This window comes from Winogradskyella psychrotolerans, from assembly GCF_018860545.1.
GTDB lineage: Bacteria > Bacteroidota > Bacteroidia > Flavobacteriales > Flavobacteriaceae > Winogradskyella > Winogradskyella psychrotolerans_A.
The window spans coordinates 1-13,656 of the sequence record NZ_JAHKPN010000044.1 but is presented as its reverse complement, the minus strand read 5'-3'; the positions used below and the strand labels follow the sequence as shown (position 1 = coordinate 13,656).

The window sequence follows — 13,656 nt, the reverse complement described above, 5'->3', positions numbered from 1 at the left end:
GAAGGTTAGAGGTACTAATCAATTAACTTAAAACCAAAAAAATATGTTACGTTGGACAATCACATTCGTTATAATAGCAATCATTGCAGCCATTCTTGGATTCGGAGGAATCGCAGGAGCAGCAGCAGGAATAGCAAAAATTATCTTCTTTATATTTATAGTACTCTTTGTACTGTCTTTATTAAAAGGAGTCATTAAGAAATAAATAGTTTAATACATACACGTATTGAATGTAATAGCCATGGAAATTTAGATTTTCATGGCTATTTTTTATGTCTTAATAGTGGAGCGGCTATAATGTCATTCAACACGTTTGTAATTCTCAGAATATATTTTATTGCCATCGTCGTCGATTTCAATTTGCTCAAAGCGATCGTCAGATAATTCAAGTTTAAAATTAAATTCTTGTTGTTCTTTAATAACGTCATTCATAAATGCCGAGCCAAACTCTAAAACTTCAGTTAGATCATCGTCATTGTAATCATAAGTGCCATAACCGAAAAACTCTATGGAATCGGTTTTTAGAAGTTTACACCACATCACCTTGTTGTCAGTATATATTTTCACTTGTCTAGAGATGGTGTTATTAGAAAATGAATCAACAACCATATTATCTTTATAATTATAAAAGCCAACAAGTTCCCAGGTACCTTTGAGTTTGTTCTTACTTGTTTCCGAAATTTCTCCCGTTTCAACATTTTCTATCGCCTTTTGATCGTGTTCTTTGCAAGAAGATATAAACATTAAAGCCATACTTAAAAGGACTATTTTGTACTTCATAATTTCTAAGGTTTTAGGATTAAACACCTTTAAGTTACGAAATTATACGCAGAGCGCGTTTGGATTGATAAAATTAATGACGTTATAATGACTGTTAATAACTTCATTGTAAGGATTTGAACAAAAAACCTACTTTTGTTTATATAATAAAATACAAGAATATGTCTGATACAATCGAAAAAGTAAAGTGTTTAATTATAGGGTCTGGACCAGCAGGTTACACAGCTGCAGTATATGCGTCTAGAGCAAATATGAATCCAGTTTTATATCAAGGTGAACAGCCAGGTGGTCAATTAACAACAACTAATGATGTTGAGAATTTTCCAGGTTATCCCGAAGGTATTACAGGACCAGAAATGATGATGCAATTACAAAAGCAAGCCGAACGTTTTGGAACAGATATACGCCATGGTTGGATTACTAAAGTTGATTTTTCAGGTGGGATTCATAAAGTTTGGGTAAATGAAGAAAAGGAAATTCATGCCGACACGATAATAATTTCTACAGGTGCTTCTGCAAAGTATTTAAACTTGCCTTCTGAACAAAAATATTTAAAGTTAGGTGGTGGAGTCTCAGCTTGTGCGGTTTGTGACGGATTCTTTTATAGAAATCAAGACGTTGTTATTGTTGGTGCTGGAGATTCTGCATGTGAAGAAGCACATTATTTATCTAAATTATGTAAAAAGGTAACTATGTTGGTGAGACGTGATGAATTTAGAGCGTCTAAAATTATGGCACAACGTGTTAAAAATACGGAGAACATTGACATATTATTCAATACAGAAACTGATGAGATTTTAGGTGATGGACAAGTGGTGACTGGTGTAAGAGTAATTAATAATCAAACTAACGAAAAACACGACATTGAAGCTACTGGCTTTTTTGTTGCCATTGGTCATAAACCGAATACAGATATTTTTAAAGATTATTTAGATTTAGATGAAACAGGTTATATTATTAATGCCATACCAGGAACTAGTAAAACCAATGTAGAAGGAGTATTTGTAAGTGGAGATGCGGCAGACCATGTTTATAGGCAGGCTATTACAGCTGCAGGGACAGGTTGTATGGCAGCTTTAGATGCAGAACGATATTTGGCAGCTAAGGACGCTGACTTTGAGATTGCTACCTCGAGTTACAACTAATTTAATTAGAACATACATGAAGCCGAAGTTAACCACTTCGGCTTTTTTTTGTGCAATTTTTAAAGGGTTAAAATTGCTAATTCTTTTTTGAAATGGCTGGGATATGACATTTATCATAATTTAAAACGCTTTTTATGCAAATCTTTGCGGTATCATTAAAACACAAACAATATTATGAAACATTCAATTAAATTCTCAGTATTCTTTTTTGCAGTTTTTTTATGTAGTCTGCTTTCTTTTCAGGTTGCTTCATCTCAAAATTACAGTTTAAATAATTCATCTTCTGTTTTAGAAGTGCACGGTACATCTTCTTTACATGATTGGGTATTAGAAACTGAAAAGCAATCTGGTAAAATCGTAATTACAAACTCAGCGGAGTTAGAAATTGGTAGCCTTAATATTTCAGTACAAGCGGAAAGTCTGAAAAGTGGAAAGTCTTCAATGGACAAAAACACTTATAAAGCTTTAAACACAGATGATCATAAAACTATGGATTTTACATTAAGTTCTGTGAAAAGTGTGGAAAAGCTATCAGATAATTCTTTTAAAGTTTCTGCTTCAGGTAAAATGACTATTTCTGGAGTAACAAAAACGATTTCTGTAGACATGACAGTTAAGCTAGAAGGAGATAAGGTTTCACTTAATGGTGAAAAATCATTTAAAATGACCGATTTCGGGATTGATCCTCCTAAAGCCTTATTAGGAACCATTAAAACAGGTGATGCGATTAAAATCGTATTCAAAAGTGTATTTAACAAGTAAAAATCAAAATAAAAATCAACTTAAAATTAAATAATTATGAAATCAGTATTAAAACTCGTAACGCTAGCTATAGTGCTATTAATGGGATATTCTATATCTGCCCAAGACAAAAATCCAAGAAACTTTGATAATTATAGACAACCAGATCAAAGAGGAGTTAACGTTTTTGAACCTAAGAAAGATACGCTTACAACTTTTGAAGATCTTCATGTTAGAATCGGTGGTTCCTTTGCACTTCAGTATCAAGCACTTGATAATGAAAATTCAGGAGTGGTGCCATTAAAAGAGATTGGATATAACTTTAATTTAGCAACTGCAAATTTAGATCTTGATGTAGCACTTTATGATGGTGTTAGTATGCATTTAAGAACGTATTTGTCTTCTAGACACCACAATGAACCTTATGTAAAGGGTGGGTATTTTCAAGTTGATAAATTAGATTTTATCAAGGAAGGATTCTTAGAAGATATTATGAAGCATACGACTATTAAAATTGGTCATATGGAAAATAATTATGGTGATGCACACTTTAGAAGAAGTGATAATGCTCAAGCAATTCACAACCCATTTGTAGGTAATTTAATCATGGATTCTTTTACTACAGAAGTTGGAGCAGAAGTTTACTATAACACTGGTAATGGATTTTTTGGAATGTTAGGATTTACTAATGGTAAATTAAATCAAAGTGTAGAGGAATCTAACGGATCAACTGGTGGAGCAGTATTTTTAGCTAAATTAGGATATGACAAGCAAATCTCAGATGATTTAAGATTTAGATTAACAGGTTCATTGTACAATACAGGATATGCGCCAAACGTGTATTTATATAACGCAGATAGAGCAGGTTCTAGATATTATGATGTATTACAAGATGCTACAGCAACAAGTGATAACTTTAGATCAGGTCGTTTTACACCTGGATTTTCAAACCAAATTACTGCAATTATGATTAACCCATTTGTAAAATATGGTGGTCTTGAAGTATTTGGTACAGTTGAATTATCTTCTGGTAGAGCATTATCGGAAGCAGACAGAAGAGATGCTACACAATATGCAGGTGAAGTTCTTTACAGATTTGGAGAAGCTGAAAACGTATACTTAGGTGCACGTTATAATACTGTGAGTGCTGAGTTAGCAAGCGGTGATGATATAGATATCAATAGATTTCAGTTAGGTGCTGGATGGTTTTTAACTCAAAATATCTTAATGAAAGCTGAATATGTTAACCAAGAATACAGTGGTTATGGAACAGGAAATCTTCTTGAAGATGCTCAGTTTAATGGCCTTATGTTAGAAGCAGTTATCAGTTTCTAAGTAGTAATTTTTCTTTAAAAAGACCTCCATCCTTTAGATGGAGGTCTTATTTTTTTTATATTTAGTTATGTTTAAAACTATATCATTTCTCATTTTATTCTTTCTAGGGTCTATAAGTTCTACGTTTTCTGAAGTAGAAAATTTAGAATCTAAAGAATCAACGGTGCTTTTATCTTCGGAGAGTTATCTCAAAATTAAAGGTAAAACTAATGTTAGTACGTTTGAATGTCAATTTAATATACACACGCTTTCTGATGCAATACCTATTAAATACAATCATTACGATGAGTCTATTAAATTTAAAGACACTAAATTAACCTTACCTAATTTAGAGTTTAATTGTGGTGGTAAGGCTATTAATAAAGACTTTAATAAATTACTTAATACTGAAGAGTATCCTGAAATTACGCTTAAGTTAAAAGAGATTTCTACAGTAAAGCTAAACGATGATTCTACTTCGGCAGTTATAGAAATTACCTTAAGTAATATTGTGAAAACGTATACCGTTCCAATTCATATTAGTAAGGATGCTGATTTACATGTTAGTGGCATTTTACCATTGGATATTAATGATTTTCATTTAACTGCGCCTACTAAAATGTTAGGTATGGTAAAAGTTTCTCCTAAAATAGAGATTCAATTTTCTCTTAAGATTTTAGAGAGCTAGTCATTAATTTAACGTTGTTTCTTTTGCAACTTAGCTGTATCTTCAAATTTAGTAATGGTAATAGCTGGATTTCCAAAAAGGTAAACTTCACTATTTCCTGAGGCAGCAATAGAAATGTTTTCGCTAACAGCTATAGTTACATCGCTATTGTCTTCTAGACTTACTTCCGAAGTTTTAACGTCAAATTTTGATCCGTTAAAATTGGTAGAATTATCCATTCTAATCACTGATGTATTGGCATTACCTTCAATAACAGCATCAGATCGTAAGTACAAATCAAAATCTGCAACTTTACTAGTAATTAAAGCATCTAGCTTACTATTATCGGTTAATTCTATTTTAGTGTTATTAGCAGTTAAATTTAATCTTGTTTTAGACTTTCCTGAACTTTTATACGTGAAGTTTTTAGCGTTAATATTCAAATAGGCTCTAGAGTTGTCTGCAGTTGTTAAAGTGACATCTCCGAGTTCCATGGATGTTAATGATCTTATTTCTCCGTCACCTCTAGTTTCAATAGCACTAAGGCCATCACTATAATTGACGGTAATATTCAATTTCTTTTTAGACATAATACGAGTCGTTTCTGTAAAAGAAAGTACTCCGTCGGTTACATTAAATTGAATCACCTCATGAAGATTATCATCGGCTTCAATATTTACTGACGGTTTGCTGTTATAAACGATTTCTATCGAAAAATCACCATCTACCACTATAGAATTAAAGTTATCGACGAAGGTTTGCTTAATAGTAACATTTCTGTCACCCTTAATTTTGTCATTAGATTGCCCTTGTGCTACTGGTATAGCGATCATCATTGAAAGTAGAAGGAGTATTGTTTTTTTCATGTTCTAAAGTTTACTGTCTTTAAAAGAGACACAAAACTCATAAAATAAGTCACTTTTTATCGTTTTTAACTTAATATGAAGTTCTGGTTGTCAATATTAATGATTTCTGTTTAATATTGGTTAATTTAAAGTGAATAAACTAAGATAAGCAAAAACCATCCCAAACTCTAAAAGAAGTCTAAGATGGTTTACAATTGATTGATTAGTAATTGTTTAAATTGAATAAAAATAATTATTTATGCCATGCGTACATGTTTAATGTTGTCTAATACTTCCTGCAGAACTATCAGATTTTTTTACCTTTTCAGGATTCCCATAATATTTGATGTCTCCTCCACTCGTAGCATTGGCCGTGAGCTCTTTAGAGGTATTAACGGAAATGTCGGCTCCACTTGTGACGTTTACTTTAGAGATTTCTGCTTGTAATTTAGAAGCATCGATATCACTTCCGCTCGTTGCATCGGCAATGAATGTTACAGTAGCACCACGTAATTCCATATCGCTACCACTCGTAGATTTGCAATTTAAAGTGTCGGTTTTAAGGTCTAAAGTGATGTCTGCTCCGCTGGTTGATTTCAATTCTAAATTTGAAACATTAATAGTGTTTGTTGAATAAACATCACTGCCACTCGTAGCATTAATTCTTGAAATAGTTTTAACAGTTACCATCACTTTTTTTGATGTAGCACGTCTTATATTTTCTGTTGAATAGATTTTTAACACTCCATTTTCTACGTCTGTCTTAATAAGATTATGCAGATTTTCATCAGCTTCAAGTGTTACTGCTATGGCATTCGATTGTGTAATATAGAGATCTATACCTTGGCTGACTTTAATTTCACTAAAGTCATCAGAAAGGCTTCGGTCTGCGACGACAACATTACCGTTGCCGTCAATACCTGTCATTATATTGCAGGATAGCATGGTAATACTAATAATACTAATTAGGATAATTCTGATTAACGTAGTCATAATTTCTGTTGGTTTTTTGATTGATGAATGATTTCTAATGTAAATTTAAATTTATGAAGCGTTATTTCATATTTTAAAGTGATGAGTTGTTGAATCTTAAGTGTCAATTGTCATTAACTTCAATATTAACGCCGTCTTCATCATTTATTTTGATGCTCACTTCTGGTTTGTTAATTTGAGATGGTGTCTCATTAGTGATGCTCTCTATGATTTCAGTGGATTCTTCAATAAATTCTTCTTTTTCTTCTTCTATGATTTCTATTTCTTCAATAACCTCTTCTTCACAATCCAAGCATTCAACCTCATTCTTGTTAATTTTTAAATAATGCCCATCATTAGAATTCGTTAAAAGACTGTTGTAACTGTTGTAATAACGATTTATATATCTACTGGTATTTACGTCAGAATAAAGGACAGCTCCTTCAGGTAGATAAAGGATCACTCTAACTTCTTGTTCGCTGTACTTATTTTCTACATCTGATGCATGATAAGCTTCTAGTTGTAATTCGTTATTAGAGAATGTGTAGTCGTAGCTAATATTTTCGGCACGTTCTTTTGCACTACTATAATTGCTGCCACTAGCTTCTTTTATAATGTTGATTTTGGCGACAGAATCTGTTGTTGAGTATACAATTATTCTTATGTTGGAAGATACTAGGCTGCGACCATTGTCATCTTCTGTTATCCTGAAATTATTGTGGTCGCTATAGACGAAGCTATTAAAGCGATCAAAACCTACCATCTTAATTTTTAAGGTATCGTTGGCCTTTATGTTAAGGTTGGCTTTAGACATAATTTCAGCGTCATAAGCATGTTCTGTTGCTTGTTTTACACCTATAACGACGATTCCGATTATGGACATTAGCCATAAGCCTAAAAGTGTAAATTTTGCAACATTACCAATCGATTTTAGGTTGTTCACTAATATTTTTAATCCTGAATAAAAGACAAAGAAAAAAGGAATAGCAAATACAAAAAACAATAATGTAGACATTAACCACATTGGAACGTTAGCTGCATTTGCTGCATCTAAGAAATCCATAGGAGGAAAATAGATTGCATTTGTAATACCAACTGTGAAATACGCAACAATTAAGGCAATTAAAGCTGTGATTCCCGTAAAAATTAATATGAGACCAATAAATTTGGTGAACAATTTTAGAAAAAACATGATGATGTTTCCAATGGTATCAAAGAAGTTTTGAGAGCTCGATTTTAAATTCGTTCCTTGTTTTTGAAAATCAACATTTTTTACGGTTTCAGAAATATTATCAGAGACATGGTCAAATCCTTTTTTTAATTTATCTCCATGTTTTTTTAAATCGACATTTTTTACCGTTTCGGACACCGTATCAATGCCGTCTTTAATTTTTTTTTCGATGTTACTAATATTTACAGGATCACCTGTCATGGTGAGTTTTTCCGCTGTCGTTTTTGCTTCAGGAATCAAAGCCCACAATAAAATATAGAGCAAAATACCAGTACCAGCACCAAAGATTAAAAGTACCCAAAGTAGACGCACCCATAAGGCATCTATTCCAAAGTAATGTCCTAATCCAGCAGAGACACCACCAACATAAGAATTGTCTGTATCTCTATACAGGCGTCTTGATGGACTTGATTTTTGCTTGTACTGTTGTTGTGGTTCATCTTCAAAAATTTCATCATCTACTAAATAGTCTTCAGGTTGTCCCATAATGGTAATCACCTCGTCAACTAATTTAACACCAACAACTTGTTTTTCGTTTTGAATACGCTCTGCAAATAATTCGGCAATGCGTGCTTCAATATCAGCAATGATTTCTGAACGACCTTGAGAGTCCGTAAATGAACGTTTTATAGCCTCAAGATAGCGCGATAATTTGAGATATGCATCCTCATCTATATGGAAGAATATACCTGCTAAATTTATATTGACTGTTTTATTCATTTCTTTGGTGTTTTTGTATTAGTGACTAGGTTAACGGCATTTTGTAGATCGCTCCAAGTGGAGTTTAATTCATTAAGAAACAGTTTTCCTGTCTCTGTAAGCCCATAATATTTTCTTGGTGGACCAGACGTTGATTCTTCCCAACGGTAGTTGAGCAATCCTGCATTTTTTAATCTTGTTAATAGTGGGTATATAGTGCCTTCTACAACAAGCATTTTTGCGTCCTTTAGTGTGCCTAGAATTTCTGCCACATACGCATCTTCGTCCTTCAGGATAGATAATATGCAATATTCTAGAACACCTTTACGCATTTGTGCTTTTGTGTTTTCTATCTTCATATTAAGAGTGTCTTAAATTTAATTAAACTGTTCATTTTTTGATTGATTTGATTATTGATGATTATTTTGATTACTGCGATGATTTCAGTCAACCTTACTTTAAAAAATTAATGGTTAATGGGTATTTATAAATGTGTCCATCTCTAGCGGATAAACTCGCTTTAACGATTAAAGCTAACTCAATAATAAAGGCTATGATGGCTAGCGCTCCCAATCCACCTCCAATATAAAGTAGAGGAGAAGGCTCACCGATGTTAATATGGAATTTATGGAATCCATTAAAGTCTATAATATCCATACCTCGGAATACTTTAAATATGAAAAACGGTACACTTAGCGTCCCTAAAATTATAGCATAAAGTAAAACACTAATCTGAAAATTAATAGCTTGTTTACCATGCTGATCAACAAATTCAGATTTATCTTTATTGGCAGCCCATAATACTATAGGTCCAATAAAATTCCCAAACGGAATAAAAAATCTTGAAAAGGTGGACAGATGAATAAATGTCGCTAGATTTCTATGGTGATTATTTGTCATAACTTAAAAGATATAATAGTTGCTTATACAAATATATGTCTTTAAGAAGGTATTATGTTACGCATAGTACTTAAAATTAACATTTTTTTAACATTAGTAAGGTTGGATTATTTCGATTATTTTAGTGAAAAATATGGTTAATACTTATGAATATAACTCCATCTAAACTCAATAAATACCTAATGTTTAAGTTGCCTGCGGCTTATTTTACAGGCGTACGAACCAAAGAGTTGCATGAAAACGCTTGTATTGTGACCGTAAAACATCGTTGGGTAAATCAAAATCCGTTTAAATCTATGTTTTGGGCGGTTCAAGGTATGGCTGCCGAATTAACAACAGGTGCACTCGTCATGAAAAAGATTAAAAGTAGTGGTGAAAAAATTTCGATGTTAGTTGCTTCTAATAACGCATCGTTTACAAAAAAAGCTACCGGAATAATTACGTTTAGCTGCAGTGAAGGCGGTAAAATAGATGAGGCCATATTGGAAGCGATTGATACCGGTGAAGGGCAAACGGTATGGTTAAATGCAAAGGGTGTAAATGCTGATGGAGTCGAAGTCTCAACATTTAATTTTGAATGGACGTTAAAAGTTAAATCGTTATAGTGTTTTTAGACAGAATGCTGTTTCAATCAAAAGACATAGAGAATTAAGTTTTTAGGTTTGAAGCATGCGTATTTATAGTTTCGATTTTAGAGTTTAAAAAAAGAGCTGTAACAAATCGTCACGTTTAACAACTTATATAGGAATCAATGTAACAACTAAAACATTTTTTATTATGACAGCACACGAAATTGACTACCGTATCTATGGAGAAGAAATGCAATATGTAGAAATAGAACTCGATCCACAAGAAGGTGTTATTGCAGAATCTGGAAGTTTTATGATGATGGATGATGGTATTAAAATGGACACTATTTTTGGAGATGGCTCAGGAAAAGATTCTGGGTTTTTAGGAAAAATTTTAGGAGCTGGGAAACGAATCCTTACAGGTGAAAGTTTGTTTATGACAGCTTTTTATAACGATCTTACAGGTAAGCGCAATGTATCTTTTGCATCTCCTTATCCAGGAAAAATTATTCCCATCGACTTAACAGAATATGGCGGGAAGTTCATTTGTCAAAAAGATGCTTTTCTATGTGCTGCAAAAGGAGTAAGTGTAGGAATAGAGTTTTCTAAAAAATTAGGACGTGGACTTTTTGGTGGTGAAGGTTTTATTATGCAAAAGTTAGAAGGAGATGGTATGGCGTTTGTGCATGCCGGAGGAACAACAGCTGTTAAAACTTTAGCAGCAGGTGAAACATTACGAGTAGATACAGGATGTATCATTGGATTTACACAAGGTATTGATTATGATATAGAATTTATAGGAGGTATTAAAAACTCCATTTTTGGAGGCGAAGGCTTGTTTTTTGCTAAACTTCAAGGCCCAGGAAAAGTATATGTACAATCCCTACCATTTAGTAGATTAGCAGGTAGAGTTTTAGCCTCAGTGCCAAGCGGAGGAAAGTCTAAAGGCGAAGGAAGTATCCTTGGTGGTTTAGGAGATTTATTAGATGGTGATAATCGATTTTAATATTTTGTCTATGTAACTAGTTGTAAGTCAATTAATTAATTTGAAAGAATTATCTTAAAAAACCGATAGCGTTCAACGAATAGTTTAAAACTTTTAACATAACATGCTGTTAAACTTTTTTAGAAAATGATTTTCATTATTAAATTTTGCTATCTTTAAAACTGAATTGAAACAATAGCCTATAGAAGAGATTTACTTTTTGTTAACCTAACTAAAACCAAAAAAAATATAGCTATGGCGCGAGCAATGTACGAGTACACTAAAACGGTACTCAGCAAAGTTAGTTTTGATGCGACATTATTCTGTAAGGAAGTACAAAAAGCAGTAAGACGATTACTGCCTTACGAACTTGAAGAACTAAGAATTTTTATTCAGTCCTTAATCAATCAAAACCCAGACTTAAATCAATGTTTAATATATTTAAAAGCATAATTAAAAAAAGCGACTCATTTTTGAGTCGCTTTTTTTAGTTCTGTTCCATGCGGAAGTAGACAACATTACTTTGCTTTCGGACTTATAATTTCTACATTCTGAAAAGCAATTGCACCACGAATAATTCCAGAAATTACATTGTGCATGGCATCTATAATTTGCATTTTTAATTCACTTTTATGATAAATAATGCTGACCTCTCTGGCTGGAGATGGTTCTTTAAAATGTCTTAAGTTGGGCGCTAACTTTTCTCTTACGTCTAATGTATGTAAGTATGGAAGCAAGGTCATTCCCATGCCTTCGTTAGATAATTTGATTAAAGTTTCTATACTGCCACTTTCCAATTGGAATGTTTCATCTATTTGGTCTTTAAATGTTTTACAAAGATTAATTACTCCATCTCTAAAGCAATGCCCATCTTCTAAAAGCAACATGTCGTCTATATTTAAATCAGAAACTTCAATAGTTTTTTTATCCTTTAATCGGTGATTTTCTGGAATATATGCTACAAAAGGTTCGTAATATAACACGCGTTCTTTTATATTGTCACTCTCTAAAGGTGTGGCAGCAATGGCAGCATCTAAATGACCATCATTAAGTCGTATTAAAATCTCTTCTGTGGTTAACTCTTCAATTTTTAATTTAACTTTTGGATATTTTTTTATAAAATTCTTTAAAAACATCGGCAAAAGTGTTGGCATTACCGTGGGAATAATTCCCAATCGAAATTCGCCTCCAATAAATCCTTTTTGCTGATCTACGATATCTTGTATTCTATCTGCTTCGTTAACAATATTTCGAGCTTGATACACAATTTTACGTCCAACATCTGTTAATTCAATCGGTTTTTTTCCGCGATCGAAAATAATAATGTCTAATTCGTCTTCTAATTTCTGAATTTGTGTGCTTAAAGTGGGTTGTGTGACGAAGCATTTTTCTGCTGCTTTGGTAAAATTTTTGTGCTCTGCTATGGCTAAAGCATATTTTAGTTGGGTAATCGTCATAACTATTAATTTAGGCTATAAAAGTATTAAAAGTATTCATAAAAACTATGCTGAAGAAGGCTTAAATATTTCGTAAATTTGAGTAAACAAAATAATCATATTATGAAACTAAATAGCATAGGTTTAGATACCGTAAAAACAAAAGGATTAGCTGATGATTTAAATCAATTATTGGCAAATTTTCAATTATATTATCAAAATTTAAGAGGTATCCACTGGAATATTAAAGGACGTGGATTTTTTGACCTGCATGTTAAGTTTGAAGAATTATACACAGATGCTAATCTAAAAGTAGATGAAATTGCTGAACGTATTTTAACATTAGGTGAAACACCATTGCATACGTTTGAAGATTATACAAAGGCTGCAAAAGTGCCTGTAGGTAAAAATATCTCTAAAGATGAAAAAGCAGTTGAGTTAATTGTGGATTCACTTTCAGAATTATTAAAAATGGAGCGTTCTATTTTAGAAGCTGCAGGTGATGCAAATGATGAAGGTACCAACTCAATGATGAGTGACTTCATTACCGAACAAGAAAAAACAGTTTGGATGATGAAAGCTTGGTTAGGCGAAACAGTTTAAGACTGATTTATTTTTATATCATAAAAAAGACTGCTATTTAGCAGTCTTTTTTTTGTTTTGATTGATGTATATATTATTCTAAAAACGAATATTTAAGTCTAGGTCTTTGTCTTCAACTATAAATTTAGCTTCATCGTAATTTGGTGGTCCAAATGACATGACGTTATTAGAGATACCGTAAGATTCTAACGGCATTCCGTTGTCTTGAAAGTCCATACGTTTATTATCATTGGCATCATGCATAGTCATTATGGCATATTCACCAGGTAGGACGTTTTTAAATATAATCGTTACTTTTCCATCTTTTATTTCTGTTTCTGCATTCTGAAGACCTTTCCCTTTCATAAAGGTCTCTGAAGTGTGTAACGCGGTCATAACTTTTCCGTTATCGTTTATCACGTTGTCTATAGTAATAGTGATTGTAATCCCTCTATCGTCTTCTTGTGTGTGTCCAAATAGTGCTGTTAAAATGATTGCTAGTGTTAAGATTGATTTTTTCATAATGCGTTTGATTTAATGGTTAATGTAAACTACTGTTCTTTTTTGTTGATGATTCAAATATCTAACAAAACTTCAGGTTGACGTAATTGGAATTACCGAAATGTCATTTTAATGTGATGAGCTGTATTTTAGAGTAGAGAGTAGAGAGTAGAGAGATAAAAGAAAAGAGATAAAAGAAAAGAGATAAAAGAAAAGAGATGAAAGAAAAGATGTAAGAGTTAAATGTTTATAGCTAATAATTTAAATTTTTCACTAATCACTAATCACT

At 32.5% G+C, this 13,656-nt stretch carries 17 protein-coding genes; 9 read left to right on the top strand and 8 right to left on the bottom strand.

Features of this window, described 5'->3' with window-relative positions:
- Positions 1-43: 43 nt before the first annotated feature.
- The gene (locus KO515_RS14685; RefSeq protein ID WP_047547597.1) at positions 44-205 is read left to right on the top strand and encodes a DUF1328 family protein; all 162 of its coding nucleotides are present in this window, start codon (positions 44-46) and stop codon (positions 203-205) included.
- Positions 206-300: 95 nt separating this feature from the next.
- Here the strand turns inward: KO515_RS14685 and KO515_RS14680 are convergent, their stop codons facing one another.
- The gene (locus KO515_RS14680; protein WP_215937093.1) at positions 301-780 is read right to left on the bottom strand and encodes a hypothetical protein; all 480 of its coding nucleotides are present in this window, start codon (positions 778-780) and stop codon (positions 301-303) included.
- Positions 781-941: 161 nt separating this feature from the next.
- Between KO515_RS14680 and trxB the strand changes: the two genes are divergently transcribed.
- The 4 genes from trxB to KO515_RS14660 all read left to right on the top strand — a co-directional run bounded on the left by trxB (position 942) and on the right by KO515_RS14660 (position 4,668).
- Positions 942-1,925, top strand: coding sequence for a thioredoxin-disulfide reductase (gene trxB, locus KO515_RS14675; protein WP_215937092.1), 984 nt, complete (start codon positions 942-944; stop codon positions 1,923-1,925).
- A 174-nt stretch (positions 1,926-2,099) separates the two neighbouring features.
- Complete coding sequence (locus KO515_RS14670) at positions 2,100-2,687, top strand: YceI family protein (RefSeq protein ID WP_215937091.1); 588 nt, start codon at positions 2,100-2,102, stop codon at positions 2,685-2,687.
- Between the two features lie 36 nt (positions 2,688-2,723).
- Complete coding sequence (locus tag KO515_RS14665; RefSeq protein ID WP_215937090.1) at positions 2,724-4,001, top strand: hypothetical protein; 1,278 nt, start codon at positions 2,724-2,726, stop codon at positions 3,999-4,001.
- A 67-nt stretch (positions 4,002-4,068) separates the two neighbouring features.
- Positions 4,069-4,668: a YceI family protein gene (locus KO515_RS14660; RefSeq protein ID WP_215937089.1), complete on the top strand. Its 600-nt coding sequence runs from the start codon at positions 4,069-4,071 to the stop codon at positions 4,666-4,668.
- Positions 4,669-4,676: 8 nt separating this feature from the next.
- On the opposite strand, the gene KO515_RS14655 is transcribed toward KO515_RS14660, so the two are convergent.
- From KO515_RS14655 to KO515_RS14635, 5 genes are all read right to left on the bottom strand, one after another.
- Positions 4,677-5,513, bottom strand: coding sequence for a GIN domain-containing protein (locus tag KO515_RS14655; protein WP_252723886.1), 837 nt, complete (start codon positions 5,511-5,513; stop codon positions 4,677-4,679).
- Between the two features lie 255 nt (positions 5,514-5,768).
- The gene (locus KO515_RS14650; protein ID WP_215937088.1) at positions 5,769-6,485 is read right to left on the bottom strand and encodes a head GIN domain-containing protein; all 717 of its coding nucleotides are present in this window, start codon (positions 6,483-6,485) and stop codon (positions 5,769-5,771) included.
- A 103-nt stretch (positions 6,486-6,588) separates the two neighbouring features.
- Positions 6,589-8,415 (bottom strand): PspC domain-containing protein, encoded by a 1,827-nt coding sequence (locus KO515_RS14645; RefSeq protein ID WP_215937087.1) that lies wholly within the window; start codon positions 8,413-8,415, stop codon positions 6,589-6,591.
- Complete coding sequence (locus KO515_RS14640; protein ID WP_020896132.1) at positions 8,412-8,753, bottom strand: PadR family transcriptional regulator; 342 nt, start codon at positions 8,751-8,753, stop codon at positions 8,412-8,414. The genes KO515_RS14645 and KO515_RS14640 overlap by 4 nt, the downstream gene beginning before the upstream one ends.
- 94 nt (positions 8,754-8,847) lie before the next feature.
- Positions 8,848-9,294 carry a DUF4870 domain-containing protein gene (locus tag KO515_RS14635; protein WP_215937086.1) on the bottom strand — a complete coding sequence of 149 codons (447 nt, stop codon included), beginning with the start codon at positions 9,292-9,294 and terminating at the stop codon, positions 8,848-8,850.
- 146 nt (positions 9,295-9,440) lie between these two features.
- Here KO515_RS14635 and KO515_RS14630 point away from each other — a divergent pair, with 146 nt between their 5' ends.
- The 3 genes from KO515_RS14630 (at position 9,441) to KO515_RS14620 (ending at position 11,301) form a co-directional block, all read left to right on the top strand.
- Positions 9,441-9,899, top strand: coding sequence for a DUF4442 domain-containing protein (locus KO515_RS14630; protein WP_215937085.1), 459 nt, complete (start codon positions 9,441-9,443; stop codon positions 9,897-9,899).
- Positions 9,900-10,071: 172 nt separating this feature from the next.
- Positions 10,072-10,869 (top strand): TIGR00266 family protein, encoded by a 798-nt coding sequence (locus KO515_RS14625; protein WP_215937084.1) that lies wholly within the window; start codon positions 10,072-10,074, stop codon positions 10,867-10,869.
- A gap of 234 nt (positions 10,870-11,103) precedes the next feature.
- Positions 11,104-11,301 (top strand): hypothetical protein, encoded by a 198-nt coding sequence (locus tag KO515_RS14620; RefSeq protein ID WP_215937083.1) that lies wholly within the window; start codon positions 11,104-11,106, stop codon positions 11,299-11,301.
- Positions 11,302-11,366: 65 nt separating this feature from the next.
- Here KO515_RS14620 and KO515_RS14615 read toward each other — a convergent pair whose 3' ends face one another.
- Positions 11,367-12,305, bottom strand: coding sequence for a LysR substrate-binding domain-containing protein (locus KO515_RS14615; protein WP_215937082.1), 939 nt, complete (start codon positions 12,303-12,305; stop codon positions 11,367-11,369).
- A 102-nt stretch (positions 12,306-12,407) separates the two neighbouring features.
- On the opposite strand from KO515_RS14615, the gene KO515_RS14610 reads away from it, so the two are divergent.
- A complete protein-coding gene (locus KO515_RS14610) occupies positions 12,408-12,887 on the top strand; it encodes a Dps family protein (protein WP_179336220.1) in 480 nt (159 codons plus the stop codon).
- Between the two features lie 78 nt (positions 12,888-12,965).
- Here the strand turns inward: KO515_RS14610 and KO515_RS14605 are convergent, their stop codons facing one another.
- Entirely contained in the window at positions 12,966-13,388 is a 423-nt protein-coding gene (locus KO515_RS14605) for a DUF2141 domain-containing protein (protein WP_215937081.1), read from the bottom strand.
- Positions 13,389-13,656: the final 268 nt, after the last annotated feature.

Coding starts and splice junctions, on each gene's coding strand:
- KO515_RS14610 (WP_179336220.1), top strand. CDS start 12,408: ATGAAACTAAATAGCATAGGTTTAGATACCGTAAAAACAAAAGGATTA.
- trxB (WP_215937092.1), top strand. CDS start 942: ATGTCTGATACAATCGAAAAAGTAAAGTGTTTAATTATAGGGTCTGGA.
- KO515_RS14660 (WP_215937089.1), top strand. CDS start 4,069: ATGTTTAAAACTATATCATTTCTCATTTTATTCTTTCTAGGGTCTATA.
- KO515_RS14645 (WP_215937087.1), bottom strand. CDS start 8,415: ATGAATAAAACAGTCAATATAAATTTAGCAGGTATATTCTTCCATATA.
- KO515_RS14620 (WP_215937083.1), top strand. CDS start 11,104: ATGGCGCGAGCAATGTACGAGTACACTAAAACGGTACTCAGCAAAGTT.
- KO515_RS14655 (WP_252723886.1), bottom strand. CDS start 5,513: ATGAAAAAAACAATACTCCTTCTACTTTCAATGATGATCGCTATACCA.
- KO515_RS14630 (WP_215937085.1), top strand. CDS start 9,441: ATGAATATAACTCCATCTAAACTCAATAAATACCTAATGTTTAAGTTG.
- KO515_RS14685 (WP_047547597.1), top strand. CDS start 44: ATGTTACGTTGGACAATCACATTCGTTATAATAGCAATCATTGCAGCC.
- KO515_RS14650 (WP_215937088.1), bottom strand. CDS start 6,485: ATGACTACGTTAATCAGAATTATCCTAATTAGTATTATTAGTATTACC.
- KO515_RS14615 (WP_215937082.1), bottom strand. CDS start 12,305: ATGACGATTACCCAACTAAAATATGCTTTAGCCATAGCAGAGCACAAA.
- KO515_RS14625 (WP_215937084.1), top strand. CDS start 10,072: ATGACAGCACACGAAATTGACTACCGTATCTATGGAGAAGAAATGCAA.
- KO515_RS14665 (WP_215937090.1), top strand. CDS start 2,724: ATGAAATCAGTATTAAAACTCGTAACGCTAGCTATAGTGCTATTAATG.
- KO515_RS14670 (WP_215937091.1), top strand. CDS start 2,100: ATGAAACATTCAATTAAATTCTCAGTATTCTTTTTTGCAGTTTTTTTA.
- KO515_RS14640 (WP_020896132.1), bottom strand. CDS start 8,753: ATGAAGATAGAAAACACAAAAGCACAAATGCGTAAAGGTGTTCTAGAA.
- KO515_RS14605 (WP_215937081.1), bottom strand. CDS start 13,388: ATGAAAAAATCAATCTTAACACTAGCAATCATTTTAACAGCACTATTT.
- KO515_RS14635 (WP_215937086.1), bottom strand. CDS start 9,294: ATGACAAATAATCACCATAGAAATCTAGCGACATTTATTCATCTGTCC.
- KO515_RS14680 (WP_215937093.1), bottom strand. CDS start 780: ATGAAGTACAAAATAGTCCTTTTAAGTATGGCTTTAATGTTTATATCT.